We start from the raw sequence: 22,240 nt of genomic DNA, 5'->3' as shown, positions 1-22,240 counted from the left end.
GGCGCTGCAGAACTACCGCGACGGCAAGTCGGCGAACACCGGTATCCGGGGCTTCCTGACCAGCATGTTCGGCGGCGAGGTCGACACCTCGGTCGACTTCGACCAGAAGATCGCCGACGCCGAGGCCCTGGTGCAGCAGACGGAGCGCAACCTGTCGTTCGTCGGCAACCCCGACTACGACAACCGCTTCGCCAAGGCCGCGGACATGCACGCGAACATCCAGGCGACGCAGGCCAAGATCGCGCAGATGAACGCGGACATCGAGGCCCGTGCGGAACGCCTGCGCGACCTCGACGCCAGGACCCGGGAGTTCAACAACCGCCAGTTCGAGCTGGAACTGGAGCAGCGCCGCCAGGAGATGGCGAACGAGGCCGCCCTCAACGCTCCCGGCTCCGACGTGCAGTCGGACATCGACGTGCAGTCGGACGTCCAGTCGGACATCGACGCGCAGTCCGATCTCGACGCGCAGTCGGACGTGGAGTCCGATGTGGACACCCGGCCGGGCAACAGCGGGCTCAACCCGCGGCAGGAGTTCGCGGGCTTCAGGGCCTCGCTCTTCGGCAAGACCCCCGCCGAGCTCGCCGACCTCGCCGTGCAGCACCGCAACGACCCGTTCCACGTGCAAGAGATCAACCAGATGTCCCGCAACCTGGAGATCGCGCAGAAGCCCGGTGGCATCCCGCAGCACCTGAGCGACCTCCGGACCGAGATCAACGAGAACCACCGCAAGGCGACCGATCTGAAGCACGTCAGCGACGCGCTTCCGGACATGTTCAAGTCCGAGCTGATGCGCACGGACCAGGCCGAGCGCCAGGCCCAGCAGCAGACGCTCAAGCAGCAGCAGTCGCAGCTCTCCAACGAGCTGATGACGTTGCAGTACGACCACAAGGACGCGCTCACGACGTACGCGCTGAGCCTGCCCCCGAACGACCTGAACGCCCCCGGCTGGCAGCAGGTGTCGCCGCAGGACGTCGAGGTCCTCCAGGACCACGTCACGGACCTGATCCGCGACGCGCGCGTGGCCGGTCAGCCGACCCCGGAGCTGGACCGGCTCTACGGTCAGCTCCAGGACCTCCAGCTCGTCGACTCGGCGGTGCCCTACCGACCGGAGACGCCGCCGGTCGAGGTGGACGACGCCTCGTCCGTCCACTCGGACACCGACGCGCCGCCCCCACCGGCAGGCGACGTCCGCGACCGCGGTGCCGGCCAGAACCAGCAGGCCCAGCCCGCACCGGCACCGGCGCCCGCGCCCCGTGCCGAACCGGGCCCGTTCATGCAGGACCCGGCGACGCGACCCGCGAACCCGGACGTCGACCTCGTGGTGCCCGGCGGCTTCGGCCCGGTGCAGGAGGGCACGTCGCCGCGGGCGTTCGCGGCGTCGCTGTACGGCCTCGACTCCGCGGCGCTGCGCGACATGCAGCAGAACCCGGCGTACAGCAACAACCCCGACCGCGCGGCCGCGATCCAGAACGCGCTCGACATCTCCCGTCACGCCGGTCCCCCGCACATCTACGACCAGCGGACGCAGATCGCCGAGCAGGGCCTCGCCAAGGCCAAGGCCGACAGCACCCGGTGGAACGCCGCCGACATGGTGCCCGACGCCTTCAAGACCCAGTCGATGCTGGACGACCAGGCGGCCCGCCGCGAGCGGGCGGGCCGCGACGTCCAGTGGCAGCAGAACCGCGTCGACCAGTTCACGAACAACCGCGACGCGGCGCTCACCACCCACGCGCTGCGGCAGCCCGCCGACCCGAACTCCTCCGGCTGGCGGCAGTTCAGCGACGCCGACATCGCGTCCGTGCAGGCCCACCTCGACCAGCAGATCCAGGACGCGCGGTCGGGCGGGCACAACACCAGCCACCTCGAGGCCCTCCGGGAGTTCACCAACGAGGTCCAGCAGGCCCGGCAGGACGTGGACGCGGACACGCGCCCCGCGCCCCCGGCACCCGACTCGGACACGCAGACCCGGTCCGAGCCCGCCCCGGACACGCGCCCGGCCCCCGAGGTCGAGACCCGTCCCGCGCCGCCGAGGCCGACGCCGAACCCGGTCATCCCGATGACCACGATGGCGCCGCAGCCGGTCGGCCAGGTCCCGGGCACGAACCTGCCGAGCTTCTTCCAGGACAACAAGGCGCTCGGCTCGATCCTCCCGACCGAGGTCAAGGGCGCCGACGCCGTCGTCGCCGAGATCCCCGGCCTGAAGCCGAACGACCAGGCCCGCATCAAGGACGCCATCGAGAACGACTTCGAGACGCTCCTCGACGGTGGCCGCAACTTCCAGGTGAAGATCGGCAACGCCTGGTTCGAGGCGAACGTCCGCGCCGAGATGCACGCGGACGCCACCACGAACGTCCAGACCGACGCCGACACCAAGGTCGACAAGAGCTACCAGGCGGCCGCGGCCACCGGCACCTCGAACTCGATCTCCACGTCCAACGACGTCGGCGGCTCGGCCACGGCCGGTGTCCCGATGGGCCCGTACGGCTCGCTCGGCGGCAAGGCGGCCCTCGCGACGCCGGCGGTCACCCAGTCGACCAGCAACTCCACCACCGAGGCGCGGGCGATCAAGGGATCGGACGACGGCTCGAAGAAGACGACCGTCCCGGTCTCGTACGAGATCACGCTCACCGACGCCAGCGGCAACCCGACGCTGTTCTCGACGCTGAACACCGGCACGGACGTCACGCTGCAGATCCCCGCGGACCTCAGCAAGATCACCGACTCCGGCAAGACCTCCGACGTGAAGACTCCGGCCGACGCGGCCTGGGGCACCAAGGTCGAGAACGCGGTGCCGGAAGCCGTGGTGGTCAAGGACTCCGGCAAGGCGTTCACCGACGTCGCCGCGGGCCTGCACCCGTCGATCACGAAGGTCGGCTCGCCCGGCCGCGAGGTGCTGCAGAACTTCCTCAGCCCCACCTCGATCCGCAACAACCTGCCCGCGATGCTCGGCGGCTTCGTCACGTCGCCCGACCTCGTCAGCCCGCACGCCGACAAGGGCGGCGCGGTGCAGATGACGGCGACGCTCAAGGACGCGAAGCTGGTCGGCACGCACGACACGGCGGCGCTCGACCTCAAGGACACCTCGTCCTGGGGCAGCAGTGTGTCCGCGTCCACCAAGACCGGGTTCGACGTCACCGCCGGGTTCGGCGGCAACATCGGCGTGCCCGGCCAGGTCGGCGGCACCGTCGGTGCCACGGCGACCTACTCCGCGCGCACCGCCGAGGGCGTGAGCGCGGGGTCGAGCAGCAGCCACAAGACCGGAATCGGCGTCAAGAACGAGACCGGCCTGTACGAGGTCACCGCCGAGGTCGAGGTGCGCACCCCGTCCGGCGAGAGCGTGAAGATGGAAGTCACCACGCACATGCGCATGGGCCTCAACGAGGCCGGTGCCGTGGGACTGCCCACGCCGGACGGCACCAGGAACTCGACGACCGACCCGGCCACGGCGGACACGAAGTTCCTGCCGCCGTTCGTCGCCGACACGCTCGCCGCCGGCAACGCGAAGGTCGGCGAGTTCACGCCGGCCGCCAAGGTGCAGCCCCAGGTCGAGGCCGCGCTGAAGGACATCCCCGGCATGGCCAAGTTCCTGCCGAAGTGGAACAACCCGGACGCGAACCCGCGCAGCAGCAAGGGTCAGGGCTTCGCGGACGTCGCGGAGCAGCTCGCGAACCAGCGCAAGATCGCGGCGACGCTCTCCCCCGCCGCGCTCAAGGCGAACATGGACAGCCTGCTCGGTCCCGGCGTCTCGGTGCAGCTGAAGAACTCCGGCGCGACGACGAACACCTACGTCAACGTCACGGTCAAGGCGAAGGTCAGCAACCCGAAGCACCTCGGCCAGGCCGACGCGCGCCCGGTCAGCGACTCGACCACGACCGGCCCGAAGCTCGACGCGAACACCAGCACCACCAAGGGCTGGACCGGTGGCCTGCAGGGCCGCGCCAACATCCCGGTCAAGACCGGCGTCGCCTCGCTCACCCCGACGCCGCAGGCCGGTGTGTCCTACAGCCACTCGTGGACGGACAAGACCTCGGCGGGACCGGCCGTCTCCGGCACGTCGGCGAACCCCGGCAGCCCGGACGCGCAGGTGTTCCAGCAGGACGTGGAGTTCGAGGTCGAGATCACCACGTTCACCCGGCCGCGGACGTGGGTGCGCACCGTCGTGCCCGGCGCGCCCGGTGTCCAGGCGCCGCAGGTGACGACGGTCGCCAAGACCGGCGCGGGCCTCGACAAGATCGACGGCAAGGTCAACCTGTGGGTGTCGGACGGCTCGACGCTCAAGAACGACCCGGGCGACGGCTTCAAGCCCGGTGACCCCAAGCCCACGCAGCTCGAGAACTCCCCGACCGTCAAGGACCTGCTCGCTCCGAAGGAGGCCCGGCCGAAGTCGCCGGAGTTCCTCAACGTCGAGGCGATCGCGAACACGACCGCGTTGCGGGACCAGGCGATCGACGCGCTCAACCGCGCGGCGAACGGCGACTCGGCGCTCACCACGCCGGGCACCGCCTCGCGTGCCCAGATCGACAAGATGTTCGCCCCGGAGAACATCAAGGCGAACCTGCAGCGGCTCATCGAGACCGGCGTGCAGGAGCAGGGTCTCAAGTACGACCGGCGCGTCACCGACCGTTCCGGCGCCATCGGCATGTCCGTGAAGCTGGGCGACGCGAAGCTCGTGTCCATTTCGGACACCACCGGCTCGGACAACTCGGTCAGTGGCGGCTACAAGGCCGGTGAGTCGTCCACGACCAGCCGGTCCGTCGACGTCACCGCGGGCATCAACGTCCCGGTGCGCCCGAACGTCACCCCGCCGCCCGCCGGCACGCCGACGAACCCCAGCGGGTCCGGTGGCGCCGCGGTGACGGCGAAGTTCACGCCGTGGTCGGACTCGAAGACCACGTCCACCGAGGTCGGCGGCAACGTCGACCGCGGCAGGACCACGCCCGGCGAGGCGCGGACCGTGCTGGTCCAGATCGACGCGGAGTTCACGATCGTCGGCGAGAGCCGCTCCGGGAACTTCCTGTACGGCGGCACGCCGCACGCCGAGGGCGTCACGGTGGACATGCCGAAGTCGGTGTTCGTGCGGGTGTCCGAGGACGTCGCTCGTGAGCTCGGTGCGCTGCCCAAGGTCGAGTCGAGCGTGCCGAAGCCGGATTTCCCGGCGATGGCGCCGCCGTCGACGGTCGCGGTCGGCGAACCCGGCGCGCTCGGTCTGTCCAACGTGGAGTCGGTGCCGGATCTGTCCAGTGTGGTCAACGACCTCACGACCCAGCTCTCCACGAAGACCAAGAAGTTCGGCAGCGGCTCGCTGATCCCGGACTCGGTGCTGCAGGACTCGATGAGCAACCTGCAGCGCATCGTCGACCTCAACTCGCCGACCAGCGTGAAGGCGATGATCGACAGTGCGCTCGACGGCGGTGTGCCGCTGCTGGTGCACCAGCCGGGCACGTTCGGCAAGGACTCCTACCAGGTCACGTTGCGGGCCAAGGCGGACACGCCGAAGTTCGACCAGGTCGTCAACGACGGCATCGACATGTCCCACGGCACCGGCGGCTCCCGCAAGGACAGCGACGGCGCCGGCCGCGGCACCGGCTGGGGAGCCGGCCTGCGGGCGCCCGGCCTGGCCTCGCCGGGCAGCGCGAACCCGAACGTCTCGGGCACCGCGGGTGTCAGCGCCGGCGCGAACATCGGCTCCAGCACCAGCAGTTCCGTGACGACCTCGACCAACGAGGCGTTCAGCAGCTCTCGCACGGCAAGTGGACCGGCGGCGCGCTACAACGTGCCGATCGAGTTCGAGCTCGTCGTGGAGAAGGGCAACAGCGTCGTCGCCGAGGCCAAGAGCGACAAGCAGGACATGGTTGTCCGCACCCACGCGGACAACCAGAAGGTCTCCCAGCCGACCACCGGTCACGGGAATCCGCAGCCGTACATGTCCGCGGCCAGCAAGCGGAGCAGCGACCACGGCACCCCCGAGGCGACGACCGCGTTCCAGCAGGACACCCGCGCCTCGAAGCTGCCGGACACCGCGTCGGTGGAGAACCTGCGCGGCGCCAAGGACCTGCGTGACGCCGCGGTCAAGGCGATGACCGACGCGGGCGCGGGCAAGGGCCTGACCGGCAAGGGCACGGGCTCGCTCAACGCCCTGTTCTCCACGCTGAGCCCGGAGAACCTGCAGCCGCACCTGCCCTCGATGCTGTCGGGCCCGCTCGACGTGCCGGGCCTCAAGGAAGCGGCGCTGACGTTCGGGCAGGACGCCGACGTCAAGGTCTACGCGAAGCTCGTCAACCCGCAGCTGGGGTCGCTCAGCGACGACGTCAAGATCGACGCCCCGCTCACCACGAAGACCACCGAGACCTCCAGCGAGGCCAAGGTGGCCGACTCGGCGGACGTGTCGGTCGGGCTCGCCCAGGGCAGCGCCGCGGTCAAGCAGGGCGCCCCGGCGGACACCGTCAACTTCGGCACCGGCGGTGTCGAGTTGCGGCACGCCAACGAGGACTCGTCGGGTGTGTCCGGCGGTCCCGCACAGGCCCAGGGCGGCAACGTCAAGCCCAAGGACACGTCCCGCACGGGTCTCGTGTCGTTCGACGTCGAGTACCGCGTGGTCGCGACGATCGGTGGCAAGACCTCCGTCGTCGACCTGTCCGTGCCGAACTCGGCCGGCGTGCGCATGCCCGCCACCGAGGTCGAGACGATGCTGAACCACCAGTTCAGCGACTCGCTCAAGGACGCCCAGTCCGAGGTCAAGAAGACGGCCGACGACTGGCGTACCGCCGAGAAGGACGTCGAGAAGGCCCGGCACGACGCACAGGACGCCATCAACGACGCCGCGGCCGTGCTGGCGCGGACCGACCGGCCGCACGGCGACGCCGCGACGGCGGCGAACACCGCCATCCAGACCCACCTGGACACCGAGGCCCAGGTCGGGCCCCTGCAGGCCACGGCCGACACGACGCAGGCCGACGTGGCGCAGACCCGTGCCACGATCCAGGCGCTCACGCCGCAGATCACCTCGCTGAGCCAGGACGCGCTGGCGACCAAGGACGCGCTCGACGACGCCCAGATCAACGGTGCCGCCCAGCCCGAGCTGGACCGTCTCACGCAGGAGGCCGACGCGGCGCACACCGCGCTGACCGACGCCCAGCAGCAGCTCACCGACGCGCACGCGGAGCTCGACGCCCAGCGCAAGGCAGCCGCCGACGCCCGCGCCGAACTCCAGGCGCAGCAGAGGGCCGTCGCCGACGCCGACGCCGCCAAGACCACCGCCAAGGACGCGCACCAGGCGCTCTCCGACGAGCGGGCGGCTGCCGAGACGAAGATCAAGGACGCGGAGACCAAGCTCGACGACGCCCGCCGCGCCGCGGACGCCAAGCAGCAGCTGTGGTGGGACGCGAAGGCCAAGGTGGACGGCGAGGTCGACTCGTTCAACACGGCCGCGAACACCCCGCCGCCGGTGCCGCCCAAGGACGGCACCACCCCGAACACCACGACCACCAGCACCACCACCGCGGACCTCGACTCGAGGCCGTTGCCGCCCCTTCCCGCCGAGACGTCCGTGGCGGAGAGCAGCCGCAGCGGTGCCGAGTCGAGCGCACGTCCCGCACCCGCCGCGGCGTCACCCGCACCGGCCACCGACACGAAGACCGACCCGAAGAAGATCAAGGGTGGTGGCGCGCCGCCGAGGGCGACCCCGCCGACCGCGGCGTCGCACAAGGGCAAGGACGTCTTCACCGACGAGTCGTGGCGGCACGACCCGGCCAAGACCTCCGAGTGGTCCGCCCCGAAGAACCCGGCCGACCCGAGCTCCTGGGCCGACCGCCGCGCCAACGCGAACGTCCGCACCGTCGACCAGGTCGTGCACGACGTCCGCACGAACAGCACGCCGACGAACATCAAGTCCTACCAGGGCCTGATCAACTACGACCTGCGCCGCATCGAGACCAGCCCGGGCAAGTTCGTGCAGGAGTACACCGTCAAGGTGCACATCGACCCTGCCGCGAACATGACCCCGGAAGGCATCGCGCAGGTCAAGCAGAACGCGCACAACGGCGTCAACAACCTGCTGAACCAGGGTTACCGGCTGCCCAGCGGCGACCAGTTCCACCTCAACCTGGAGTTCACCGACAACAAGGCCGACGCGCACACCACCATCAAGGTCGACGACAAGACGACCAACCCGGACCAGACGCACTGGGGCACGCAGACCAGCCCCGAGGTCCTGGCCCACGAGACGCTGCACTACCTGGGAATTCCGGACGAGTACAAGGACTCGACCCGCGTCTTCCAGCAGCACGACACCAACTCGGGCGTGCACCAGAACGACGGCGGCATGATGGGCGCCGACGTCCACCTGCCCGACGCGGGCATCCGGCCGCGCCACCTGTGGCTGATCGAGCGCACGGCGACCAGCCAGGTCATGGTTCCCGACACCAGGCTGGACTCCACCGGCCCGCTCCCGGGGTATCAGCCCGCGCCGAACACCGGTGCCGACACCACCTCGGACGTCGACACCCGGCCCATGAAGCAGAAGCGCGACCGCTCCCCCGAGAGCGACAACCACGCCCAGGCCGACCGCACCACCAAGAAGAAGCCCGCTGCCGACACCTGGACCAACTCCGAGCCCGGTCCGAGCAACTCCGGCGCGGACATGGAGGTCGACTCCCAGACCGACGGTGACGTCGACATGGACGCCCAGCCCGAGTCGAGCCAGAACGACTCGGACATCGACAACCTGGCCGACCGCTTCACCGGCCTGTCGCTGGGCAACGTCGACTTCTCCTACAACCCGGCGTTCGCGAACCTCGCCAACGGCCCCGTCGAGCTGCCCACCAAGGACACGTACCTCGACCAGCTCAAGAGGAACGTCGAGCAGGACGCGCCGCCGTCGTTCGTGGTCAACATGATCGTCGGGCACGACCAGCTGGGCCAGATCGAGTCGGTCATCGAGGCCGTCACCAGGGACGCCGGTGACCTCAAGGGCAACATGGTGTTCGTCATCGGCGTGAACGGCCCCACCGGGTCCGGCGCCGACATGACGGCCAACATCGCCCAGGCGAACACCGACGTCGCGGCCAGGAGCGAAGCCATCGCCCTGGTGCCGTTGCCGCCATTCGACCCGGCGCAGGGCTTCCCGTACGGCACGATGCGCAACGGGACGATGCAGAGCGCCGCCACGAAGTTTGCGGTCGGCGCGATGAACGGCAAGGGCACGCACCCGTACCTGTCCATTCAGGACTTCGACTCGGGCTCGCGCCAGGTGCCGTCGGGCAAGGACGTCTTCAACCACTTCACGGAGACGCTGAACTCGCCGGAGACCGGCCCGATCCGCCCGCTGATGTACGCCGGTGGTTACCGGGTCGGCGACGCGGACGCGCTGATCGCGGACGTGCAGACGCGGATCGACAGGGAGCAGCTGGCCCTCGACGCCAATCCGGACGCCAAGAAGCAGCGGCAGCTGGACCTGGCCAAGGACCACATCAAGCCCGAGAACCAGGCCGCGTTCGTCGAGAAGTTCCAGCAGGCGATGAACGACGACATGGACGCGCGGGTCCGGCAGTCGGACACGGCGCCCCTGCTGCCGTACCTGCCAGAGCCCAACCTGTTCATCGACGCGAACGTCCCGCTGGTCGACCCGTCGGTGAAGTTCAGCGACGGCGGGGCCGAGTTCAACGGCCTCGGCAAGTCGATGAACAAGTTCGCCGGCAACGAGCTCGTGGAGATCCACCAGAACAAGCTCCCGAGGCCCGAGCTCAACGCGGACCTCAGGGCCGCCAAGGCCCAGCTCGAGGCCGATCTCAGGACTCAGCCGGGCAAGCCGGAGCCGTCCCAGCTCAGGACGCTGGCGCGGATCGACGCCGAGATCGAGCAGAACGAGAAGTTCGTCAGGGGCACGGAGTTCGAGGCCGCCGTCACCGCCGTCGCCGTCCAGTCCGGCATCGACGTCGACATGCAGACCAACCGCAACCCGTACCGCGGCCAGACCATCTCCACCGACTTCGTGAACGGCGCGGTGGGCACGGACCTGTCCCGCATCGCGCTCGACTTCGCGAAGGCCGACGGCAAGTCGTGGGCCCAGTCGCACGTCGACCTGAAGACCGTGCCGAACCGGACCTTCGGCGGTGAACCCGGTCAGGCGTCGAAGGCCGCCAAGGCCGAGGTCTCGGCCTCGGACATCCGCAAGGAAGCCGAGAACAAGAAGTCCAAGGCCGGCGTGCCGAACCCCGGCAACAAGCCGTTCGACAAGCGCGAGCCCCAGCAGGTCGTCACGCACGAGTACAGCGTCGACGAGACCACGGGCAAGCACACGCACACCGGGTCCACCGGCGGCTGGAACCCGTCCAGGGTCGACGCCCTCAAGCTCGGCTGGGAGGACAAGAACACCCTCAACTACGGGATCTCCACGGAGATCCCGGGCAACGGGCACATGGGTGTCGATCCGCAGATCGACCCCACCACCGTCTACCCGCCGCCGCGGCCGGAGCTGCCGGCGCACCCGGTCACGGGCAAGAAGCAGCCGCTGCCGCCGCGCACCGAGGCCGAGCTCGGCCACATCGTCCCGACGGCCAAGCAGCAGAAGATGGCCACGGTCCTGAACATGGCGCTGTCGGACAACGACAGCAGCGTGACCAGGACGTTCACGATGCTGGAGCACGGCATCGCGCCGAACGTCGGAGCTCCGCGCACGGACGGCGTGTTCGCCGCGGTGCACGCCGCGCAGACCGCCGAGGCCCAGAACCAGCCGGGGCCGAGCAAGAAGGGCAAGGGCAAGGCCAAGACCGTCCCGGTCCTGTCGCCGGCGGACCTGCGGACGAGCACGATCCAGCAGGGCTCGATCGCGTCGGAGAGCGTGACCACGCAGATCGCGCGGTTCCGCCAGGAGCACGGCCTGGAGAACGGCCACCTGGTCAACGCGCTCATCGAGCCCCAGCCGGCCCCGGTGCGCACCACCGCGCACCCGGTCGACAACTCGGGCACGAGCGGCACCGAACTGACGGCGCAGGAGCGCGCCGCGCAGGACCGGGCGGACGCGGCCCAGAAGGCCGCCGACAACGTCAAGGCGGCCAAGGCCGAGGAGCTCGCCGTCAAGCTGCTCGCGACGAAGCTCAACCGCCCGATCACCGTCCACGGCCCGGACGGCACCACGACCGTCGACCCGTTCTTCGACCTCAAGCCGGAGGTCCTCGAGCACTCGACCGAAGCGGACAAGGCGAAGGCGAAGAGGTGGAAGGCACCGGCGTTCGGGCCTGAGCTGCACATCGACAGGACGCCGAACGCGAACGGCAAGTCGACCTACAGCACGCACGCGCCGGACGCGGGCCCGTCGCACCGCGCGGCGCCGCCCGCTCCCGAGGTGGAGACCCGTCCGGCCCCGCCGCCGCCCAACCCGGTCATCCCGATGACCAGGCTGGCGCCGCCGGCGGTCGGCCAGGTCATGCCGAACGCGCAGAACCTGCCGGGCTTCTTCCAGGAGAACAAGGCGCTGGGCACGATCGCGCCGACGGACGTGAACGGTGCCGAGAACGTCACGGGCGCGATCACGAACCTGAAGCCCGAGGACGCCGCCCGCATCCAGCAGGCGCTCAAGGGCGACTTCGAGTCGTTCCTGGACAACGGCCGCAACTTCCAGGTCAAGATCGGCAACAACTGGTACGAGGCGAACGTCCGCGCCACCATGCAGGCGCAGACGGACGTCGCCCCGGTGGACGCCCCCGGCGTCAAGGTCGACGCGACCGCGCAGTCGGGCAACACGTCCTCGACGACGCACACCGTCGCCACGGCCAACGACATCGGCGGCGCGGCCTCGGCCACCGGCGGGTTCGGCCCGTACGGCTCGCTGGGCGGCAAGGCGCAGTTCGCCACTCCCGCGCAGTCGCAGGGCATGTCGTCGTCGCTCACCGACCAACGGATCATCCGTGCCGGTGAGGGCTCGACGACGGCCAAGGTGAACGTGTCCTACGACATCACGCTCACCAAGGCCGACGGCACCGTCACGAACCTCGACCCGGTCACCACCGGGACCGACGTGACGCTGCAGATCCCGAACGACCTCGCGGTGATCACCGCCTCCGGCAACACCTCCGCCGCAGTGACGCCGCCGGACGCCAAGTGGGGCACCAAGCTCGAGCACCCCGCGCCCGAGACCGTGTCGGTCGACAACGCGCAGAAGGCGTTCGACGACGTGGCGCGCAACCTGCACCCGTCGATCGTCAAGGTCGGCTCGCCCGGCCGTGAGGCGTTGCTGAACTTCCTGAGCCCCACCGAGATCCGCAACAACCTCGGCGCGATGCTCGGCGGCGCGTACGTGACGTCGCCGGACCTCATCAGCCCGCACGCGAGCAAGGGCGCCGCGGTGCAGATGACGGCCACGCTGCAGACCGCCCAGCTGGTCGGCACGCTCGGCACCGGGCAGCTGCGCCTGCACGACACCTCGTCGCACAGCAGTGGTGTGTCCTCGACGACCAAGTCCGGTGGCGACCTCAACGCCGGGCTCGGGTTCAACACCGGGCTGCCCAACGTGGTCGGCGGCCAGGTCGGCGCCACCGTGGGCTACTCCGCGCGCGTCGCGGAGAACGTCAACGCGGGCACCAACACCGCGCACAAGAGCGGCATCCAGCTCAAGGGCGAGACCGGTCTGTACAAGGTCACCGCCGTCGTCGACGTCCGCACCCCGCGCGGTGAGAACGTCAAGGTCCCGGTCACCACGTACATGAGGCTCGGCCTGCCGGAGGCGGGCCAGCTCGGCCTGCCGACGCCGGACGGCACGCGCAACACCATCGTCGACGAGTCCACCAAGGGCAAGAAGTTCCCGCCGCCCTACATGGGTGGCGCGATCGCCGCGGGCAACGCCAAGGTCGGCGAGTTCGAGGTGGCCGCGGAGGTCCAGACGCAGGTCGAGGAGTCGCTGCGGGCACTGCCCGGTTTCGACAAGTTCCTGCCGAGCTGGAACGACCCGAACGCGAACCCGCGCAGCAGCAAGGGCAAGGCCTTCGCGGACGTCGCCGAGCAGCTCGCGAACCAGCGCAGGCTGACCTCGCAGCTCTCCCCCGCGGCGCTGAAGACCAACATGGACAGCCTGATGGGTCCCGGCGTCCAGGTGCAGCTGAAGAACAGCGGCACGTCGACCAACACCTACGTCAACATCACCGTCAAGGCGAAGCTGACCGACCCGAAGCACCTCGGCCAGGCCGACGCGCGCAACATCCGCGACGCGTCGTCGACCGGACCGAAGCTCGACAGCTCCACCAGCACCACCAAGGGCTGGAGCGGCGGTGTCGAGGGCAAGGTCGTGATCCCCGGCGAGACCAAGCTCGCGAAGCTCTCGCCCACGCCGCAGTTCGGCGTGAAGTACAACCACTCGTGGACCGACAGGACCTCGGCCGGTCCGACGGTCAACAGCACCTCGCTCAACGTCGGCAGCCCGAACGCCCAGGTGTTCCGCGGCGACGTGGAGTTCGAGGTCGAGATCACGACCTTCACCCGGCCGCGGGCCTGGGTGCGGCGGGTCGTGCCCGGCGCCCCCGGTTTCCACTCGCCGGAGCAGACCACGGTCGCGAAGACCGGTACCGGTGACGCGGACCTGAAGCCGATCAAGGGCGAGGTCAACCTCTGGGTGTCGGACAGCTCGACGCTCGACACCGACCCCGGCAAGGGTTTCGAGCCGGGCAAGCCGGATCCGACGACCCTGGAGGACGCGCCCTCGGTCAAGGACCTCCTCAGCAGGCCGAAGGAGAAGTCGCCGGACTTCCTGCACGTGGAGGCCGTGGCGAACACGACGGCGCTGCGCGACCAGGCCATCGACGCGCTCAACCGCGCGGCGAACGGCGACTCCGCACTGACGGTGCCCGGTACCGCGTCCCGTGCGCAGATCGACAAGATGTTCTCCCCGGAGAACATCAAGGCGAACCTGCGCAAGCTGACCGAGACCGGCATGCAGGAGCAGGGCCTCAAGTACGACCGGCGGGTCACCGACCGCACCGGCGCGATCGGGGTCTCGTTCAAGCTGGGCAACGCGAAGCTGGTGTCCATTTCGGACAACACGGCGACCGAGAACGCCTACACGGGCGGGTACAAGGCCGGCCAGTCGTCGTCCACGACCAGGTCGGTCGACATCACCGGCGGCATCAACGTGCCGATCAAGCCGAACGACCCCGCGCCGCCCGCCGGTGAGCCCACGCCCGCCAGCGGTGCCGGTGGTGTCGCGGTGGCCGGCAAGATCACGCCGTGGTCGGACTCGAAGTCGAAGGCCACCGAGATCGGCGGCAGCCACGACCGCAACCACGTGACGCCCGCGGGCGGCCGCACCGTGCTGGTGCAGCTCGACGCCGACGTCACCGTGGTCGGCGAGAGCCGGGCGGGGAACTTCCTGCACGGCGGCACGCCGCGGGCCGAGGGCGCGACGATCAGCCTGCCGCAGTCCGTGTTCGTGCGCGTGTCCGAGGACGTGGCGCGGGGGATGGGTCTGCTGCCGGACGTGCAGCCGAACGTGCCCAAGCCCGACTTCCCGAAGATGGCGCCGCCCGCGACCGTGGGCAGGGGCGACTCGAGCGCGCTCGGCCTGTCCGTCGTCGAGGCGGTGCCGGACCTGTCCGGTGTGGTCACCGACCTGTCGAACCAGGTCAACGCGAAGACCGCGAAGCGCTTCGGCAACCCGCTGCTGCCCGACTCGGTGCTCGACGACTCGATGAGCAACCTCCAGCGCCTGGTCGACTTCAGCTCGCCCGCGAGCGTCAAGTCGATGATCGACAGCGCCCTGGACGGCGGCGTGCCGCTGCTGGTGCACCAGCCCGGCACGTTCGGCAAGGACTCCTTCCAGGTCACCCTGCGGGCGAAGGCGGGGACGCCGGCGTTCCAGGAGGTCGTCAACGACGGCATCGAGATGGAGTCGACCATCTCCGGCTCCCACAAGGTCACCGACGGCCAGGGCCGCGGCACCGGCTGGGGCATCGGTCTCAAGGCGCCGGGCCTCGCGGCTCCCGGCAGCGCGAACCCGAACGTGTCCGGCACCGCCGGTGTGATGGCGGCGGCGAACATCGGCGGCTCGACGAGCAGCTCGGTCTCGACGTCGACGACCGACCAGTTCGGCAACTTCCGCGCGGGCAGCGGACCGGCGGCGCGCTACACCGTGCCGATCGAGTTCGAGCTCGTCGTCGAGAAGGGGAACAAGGTCATCGCGACCGCGCCCAGCGGCCCGCAGACGATGACCGTCCGCCTGCACGCGGACAACCAGAAGGTCAAGGTCGGCGGCAGCCTCCCGCCGCTGCCCCACCACTCGACCCAGACCCTGCGGCCGGCCTCCCAGGGCACGCCCCAGGCCGCCGCGGACTGGCAGCGGGAGGGCAGCCCCGCCACGCTCAGGCCGGGCGCCTCGGTGGAGAACCTGCGCGGTGCCAAGGACCTGCGCGAGGCGACGATCCAGGCGCTCCAGGACGCGGGCGCCGGCAAGGGCCTGACCGGCAAGGGCACGGGCGCGCTGAACAGCCTGCTGGCCACGCTGAGCCCGGAGAACCTGCAGCCGCACCTGCCGGGCATGCTGTCCGGCCCGATCACGGTGCCCGGCCTGCACGAGGCGGCGCTGACGTTCGGACAGGACGCGGACGTCAAGGTCTACGCCAAGCTGGTCGACCCGACGCTGGGCGCGCTCAGCGACGGCGTGGCGATGGAGAACCCGAAGTCGCAGGTCACCGCGACCAGCACCGACTCGAAGGTCACCGAGACCGGTGACCTGTCCGTCGGTCTCGCGACCGGTGGCGCGGGCGTCAAGCAGAACACCGACCCGAAGGACAACGTCGCCTTCGGCACCAGCGGTGTCGAGCTGCGCCACGCCGGCGAGGACTCCACGGCGAACTCCGGCGGCCAGACCGACAACAAGGTCAACAACCTCAAGCCGAAGGCCACCACCGGACTCGTCCAGTTCGGCGTCGAGTACCGCGTGGTCGCCACCATCGGCGGCAGGACGTCCGTCATCGACCTGTCGGTGCCGAACTCGGCCGCCGTCCGGATGCCGGCGGCGGACGCGCAGGCCGTGCTGGGCCAGAACTTCAGCCAGGAGCTGACGGACGCGCAGGCCGACGTGAAGGCCGCGGCGGACGCCTGGCGCACCGCCGAGGTCGAGGTCGACGCCAAGCGGCACGACGCCCAGAAGGTGATCAACTCCTCGGCCACCACGATCGCCAAGAACGACGCCGACCTGCTGGCGGCCGACACCGGCTACCAGGCCGCGGTCCAGACCCACCTGGACGAGCAGGCCAAGATCCCGGCCCTGCAGACCAGGGCGCAGACGGCCACCGACCAGGCCGCGCGCGCGGCCGAGGCCGTCATCGACCTGACCACCAGGGTCGACGGTCTGGGGACCGTGGCGATGGGCAAGCAGTTCGAGGTGGATGACGCCACGGCGGACGTCGCCACGTTGGCCCAGACCCTGCGGCGGATCGAGAACCAGCCGGCCGGCACGCCCGGTCTGCAGGGACAGATCGACACCGCACGCCAGGCGCACACGGACGCCGAGACGGCGTTGCGGACCGCGGAGAGCGAGTTCGCCGCGGCGAGGACGGCGATGACGGAGGCCGAGCAGCGGCTCAGCGACGCGAAGACCGCGCTGCCCGGCCTGGACGCGGAAGCCTCCGTCCGGCGAGCGGACCTTCTCGCACAGCAGCAGGTGGTCGCCCGGGCGGAGACGGCCCGTGCCGACGAGCGGCTCCGGTTCGACCAGGAGAAGGTCCGGGTCGACACCGAACGCCAGGCTCAGGAAGCCCTGGTCGAGGACGCGGAGACCCAGCTCGACGACGCCCGCCGGACCGCCGACGGCCGGCAGCGGGACTGGTGGGACCGCAAGGGCGTCGTCGACGACAGGATCGCCGACTTCAACAACCCGCCCGCGACGACCACCACCGCGTCGTCCGCTCCTCCGCCGCCTCCGCCCGCGCCCGGCCTGACCTCGCCCGCCGAGGCGTCGTCGAGCAGCGACGTGGAGACCCGTCCGGCGCCGCAACCGCCGAACGCCCCGGCCACGCAGACCCCGGCCTCCAGTTCCGCGGAGACCCAGGCTCCGGCGAGCGTGCCGAGCGTGGTGATCGAGAGCCACCTCAAGGCGCTGACGGCGGACGCGATGCAGAACGCCTCGCCGCTCGCCAGGGACGTGGAGACCGCGCTGCGGTCGGACACCGCCACGTACCTCGACCACGAGGCGGGCCTGGACCTGCTGCGGGCGTCGGTCGTGCTCGACACCAGGACCGACGACATCGCCACGATGATCCAGCGCCACGGCGTCGACGCGGTCTCGAAGGCGTTCAACAAGGAGTTCGGCAGGCCGGTCATCGAGGCCGCGCAGATCCGGCAGTTCGGTGATCTGTCCACTCCGGACAGCCGCGCGGCGTTCGACGGCTGGGCGCACCGGATGTGGGAGACGGTCAACAACACGCCGTCGTACACCTCCAACCCCGCCAAGCTCGCCTCCGACGTCTTCAACCACGAGAAGGGCTACAACCGGGGCACGAACTTCGCCCAGGAGAAGGCGTTCACGGACATGGTCGGCGCTCCGCCGCTGGCCGACACGATCGCGGGTACGCCGCAGTTCGGTCCGGGCACGGACAACCAGGCGTTCTGGGTGCAGAAGGTGCTCGGTGACGCGGAGGTCCTGCCGGAGGGCAGCGTGACCGCCGAGGTGTTCACCCAGGCGGTGGCCGCCAACCGGGCCGAGCTCGGTGCGGCACTGGGCGTCGAGCTCGACGACGCGAAGATCGCGGAGCTCACGACCTCGTTGCAGGACAACGGCATGATCGACGAGCCGGCTCCGGCTCCGGCGACCGCCTGGACCGAACCCGAGGGCTCGCGCTCGGTGCACGAGCCGGTGCCGCCCTCGGCTCCGGCCGCGTCCACGGATGCGGACGCCTCAGCGAACGTGGACGCCGAGGCTGAACTGACCATCGCGACGGTGCCCGAGGTGGACGCCGCGATCGGCACGCTGACCGCGGACGCGTGGCAGAACGCCCCGGCCTTCGCGCACGACGTCGAGGCGGCGCTGCTGGCCGATCCGGGCAGGTTCGTGCAGTCCGAGGCCGGCAGGCACCTGCTGCACGCCTCGGTCCTGCTCGACACCAGGGCGGACCAGATCGGCGCGCTGATCGAACAGCACGGCGCCGACGCGGTGTCGAAGTCGCTGAACAAGGCGTTCGGGCGGCCGGTCCTCGAGACCGTCCAGATCCAGGAGTTCGGCACTCTCGCGACGCCGGAGAGCCGCGCCAGGTACACCGAGTGGGCCCACCAGATGTGGTCCACGATCAACACCGGGCCGACGCTGGGCGCGGACGTCGGCAAGGTCGCGGACCTCTTCAACCACGACAAGGGCTACAACCGCGGCTACAACTTCGCGCAGGACGCGGCCCTCGCCGACATGACGGGCGCGCCCGGGCTCAGCGACGTCGTCGGCGTCACCCCGCCGGGTGCCACCGACACGACCAGCAGGGCGTTCTGGGTGGCGCAGGTGCTCGGCCAGGCCGGGATCCTGCCGGCCGAGAGCGTGAGCGCCGACGCGTTCACCAACGCCGTCACCGGCAACCGGGCCCTCCTCGGCGGCGCCATGGGCATCGAGCTCACCGACGCGCAGATCACCGAGCTGAAGACCACGCTGCAGGACAACGGCATGGTCGACGAGGACCCGGCTCCGGCCACCGAGCCCGTGCCGCCGTCGGCGCCGGCCGTCCGCAGCGAGGCCTACACCGCGCTCGACGCGTTGACGACCGAAGCGATGGACAACAACGCCACCCCGTTGATGCAGCAGGTGAAGGCCGAGCTCGAGGGGAACCCGCAGCGGTACCTCGACCACGAGGCCGGGCTGGACCTGCTGCGTGCCTCGGTGGTCCTGCACACCCGTTCGGACGAGGTCGCCGCGCTGATCGACCAGCACGGTCTGCAGGCCGTCGAGAAGGCGTTCAACGACAGGTTCGGGCGGCCGGTGATCGAGACCGAGCAGCTCGGCGCGTTCGCCGACGACGCGGGCCACGGGAAGTTCGGCGGCTGGTCGCACCAGCTGTGGAGCACCGTCGAGAACAGCCCCACGTTCACGGCGGACCCCGGCAAGATCGCCGAGCGCGTCTTCAACCACGAGAAGGGCTACAACCGGGCGTTCAACATGGCGCAGCGGACCGCTCTCGTGGACGCCATCGGCGCGCCGCCGCTGGCCGACTCGATCGCCGGCCTGAAGGTCTACGGTCCCGACCCCTACAGCCAGTCGCTGTGGGTGCACCAGGTGCTGACCAACTCGATGCTGATCGACGAGGGCATGCTCAGCCCGCGGGCGTTCACCGAGGCCGTCGAGGACAACAGGACCCTGCTCGGCGAGGCGCTGGGCGTGACCCTGGACGACGCGAAGATCGCCGAGCTCAAGACGAAGCTGCAGGGCGACGGCATGGTCGACGACGACCCGGCGCCGTCCTCTCCCCCGAAGGACGCGCCGGTCTCCCACCGGCCGCCCGCCGACCCGAGTCCGTTGCACAGCACCGACACGAACGCTCCGTGGTTCGACCCGCGGAGCCCCGTGTCCTCGCAGGCCATCGCGGACGCCCGTGCCACGACCCCGGCCTCCGGCTGGGTGCGCGGTGAGGACGGCGGTGTCCTCGACAACACCAAGGTCGGCCCGCACGGCATCACCATGCGGGCCTGGCGCGGCCCGATCGCCTACGACAACCGCGTCCTCGACGTGGACGGCGTGCCGGTGCGCGACTTCACCGTGCGGCTGCACCTGGACGGCGGCGACGCGGCCGTGCAGGACCGCACCCGCGCGGGCGTCGAGGAGCTGTACAACCAGGGCTACAAGCTGCCCAGCGGTGAGCAGTTCCACGTCACGGTCGAGTTCACGGACAACCCGGCCGACGCGCACGCCACCGTCGAGGTCGCGGCCGCCGGCGGCAGGGCCAACCAGCTCAGCTGGCCCGTGGACACCGACTCGCGGCGGCTCGCGCACGAGGTCGGGCACTTCCTCGGGCTGCGCGACGAGTACCTGGAGACCGGCGACGTGAAGCCGATCTTCCAGCACCAGGACGGCAGGGGCCGCGTCGTCAACGACAACTCCCCCATGACCCAGGGCATCGACAAGGCCGACGCCCGGCTCAAGCCGCGCCACCTGATGCTGGTCCAGAGCAGGATGGAGGCGCTGCAGTCGCACAACCGGCCGCAGCCCGCCGTCGAGGAGCACTCCGGCCTGCCCGCGCCGCAGATGCCCAAGCGCGGCAACGAGCACCTCGACGCGCACGCGGAGGCCGACCCGGTCAAGCACACCCGCGAAGACCTCGAAGAACTGTCCGTGCAGGACGCGGACGTCGAGATGCGGGAGAGCACGCCGTTCAACGAGCACGGCGTGCACAACGCGGCGTACGAGAACCTGGCCCAGGGCCGCGAACTCGTGCAGCTCACCGCGGAGAACTACCTGCAGCGCACCCAGCACGGCATCGACCACGACGAGAAGCCGTCGTTCGTGGTCAGCATGATCGTGCGGGCGAGCGAACTCGACCAGCTCCCGAACGTGATCGACGGCGTCATGGCCGGCACGCGGGACGTGGACGGCCGGGTGGCGTTCGTGCTCGGCGTGAACGCCGGGACGCAGGCCGAGATCGACGCGGCGATGGCCCAGGCGGGGCCGGTGATCGGTGGCCGGGCCGAGCCGATCGCGCTGGTGAGCGTCCCGCACGGGAAGAAGGGCTTCAAGTTCGGCGAGACGCGCAACGCGACGCTGGAGAGCGACGCGCACGTGTTCGCGGTGACCGCGCTCGCGGCCACCGGGACGCACCCGTACGTCGCGGTCATGGACTTCGACCCCGCCGACCGCACGACCAGGCAGGGCGGCCACGTCTTCGACCACGTCACCCAGCTGATGGACGGCACGGTCGGCGACGACACCCGCGCACCGAGCAGGCCGTTGCTGGTCGGCGGCGGCTACCGGGTCGCGGTCGACGAGCAGACGCTGCACGCCGACGTCCTCGGCCGCATCGACAACGACCCGAACACCACCGCCGAGCAGAAGGCGGCGTTCCGGGAACAGCTCGGTGAGGAGAACTTCTACGCCGGGTTCGTGCACGCGATCGACGCGGACATGCAGGCGCGCCGGACGCAGCAGGGCATCCACCCGCTGTTGCCGTACACGCCGGAGCCGAACCTCTTCGTCGACGCGCTGGTGCCGCTGACGGACGAGAGCGTCCGGTTCGGACCGGCCGGGGCGGAGTTCGGTCAGCTCAGCCAGTCGCTCAACCGGTTCTACGCGGCGGAGCTCGCGAAGCTGCACACGCCGCAGGACGCGAGCGACATGGCCGCCGCCACCGAACGCGCCCGCGTGGACGTGCAGAACAACCGGCACCCGGTGCGCGGCGAGGCGTTCAGGACCGACTTCGTCGCGGGCGACACCGGCACCGACCTGTCCAGGATCGCCTACGGGTTGATCAAGGACGGCAAGCTGCCGCAGTCGCACACCGCGCTGCCGAGCGTGTCGGAGCGGTTCTTCGACGGCAGGCCCGCCAAGAAGGGCACGAAGTTCGCCGACGAACGCGAGCAGCTCGCCACCGGTGAGCACGCGCTGGTGGAGCCGTTCCTGCCGCCGGCCGACGGCGAGACCAAGCACACCTGGGAACCGCCGAAGACGATGGCGAACCAGCTCGGCGCGTTGCAGCGGAACAAGATGAACCCGGCGGTGTCCGCACCGATGCCGGCGCCGTTCGACCAGATGCAGGCGGGCATCCAGAAGGACCAGAAGCTCGTCGCGGCGCACGGGGTGGTGGCGTCCGATCACGTCAGCACCGCGCAACGGCGGCTGCGGTACCTGAACGAGAACGTGCTGGCCCACCAGCCCCCGCCGCCGGTCACGATCAACGGCCTGTACGCGGCCGTCGGTCATGCGCGCGACGTCGACCCGATGACGCTGCGCAGGCAGGTCGTGGACCTGGCGGCGACGCACCAGAGGGTGACGAAGGCCGTCGCGGACTACGGCGTCGGCAGGCCGATGCACCAGGGTCACCTGTACGGGTCGCTGGTGGAGAACGCCAACTGGCGGATGCACAGCGACGCGAACGAGAACAACGGCTGGCGGAACGCCCGTGACCTGCTCGGACACCTGATCGCGACGCAGCAGGGCGTCAACATCCGGGTGCACCAGGCAGGCCACCCGCCGGTGCTGCTGGAGCCCCTGGGCCCGCCGTTCCCCGACACCGTCGAGGTCGAGCTGGTCCTGGAGGGCAACCAGGTCACCTACCGCCCCCACCAGGCGTGA

Annotated in this window: 1 protein-coding gene (running past one end of the window); it reads left to right on the top strand. The window is 70.4% G+C overall.

The features are described from left to right. Window positions 1-22,240 carry the 3' portion of a hypothetical protein gene (locus ACFWNN_RS05680; protein ID WP_382438679.1) on the top strand. It extends 7,838 nt beyond the left edge of the window, so the window shows 22,240 of its 30,078 coding nt (coding positions 7,839-30,078); its start codon lies beyond the left edge, outside the window; the stop codon is at window positions 22,238-22,240.

It is taken from the genome of Lentzea sp. NPDC058450, from assembly GCF_042721395.1.
Taxonomy (GTDB): Bacteria; Actinomycetota; Actinomycetes; order Mycobacteriales; family Pseudonocardiaceae; genus Lentzea.
This window is presented reverse-complemented; position numbering and strand designations above follow the sequence as displayed.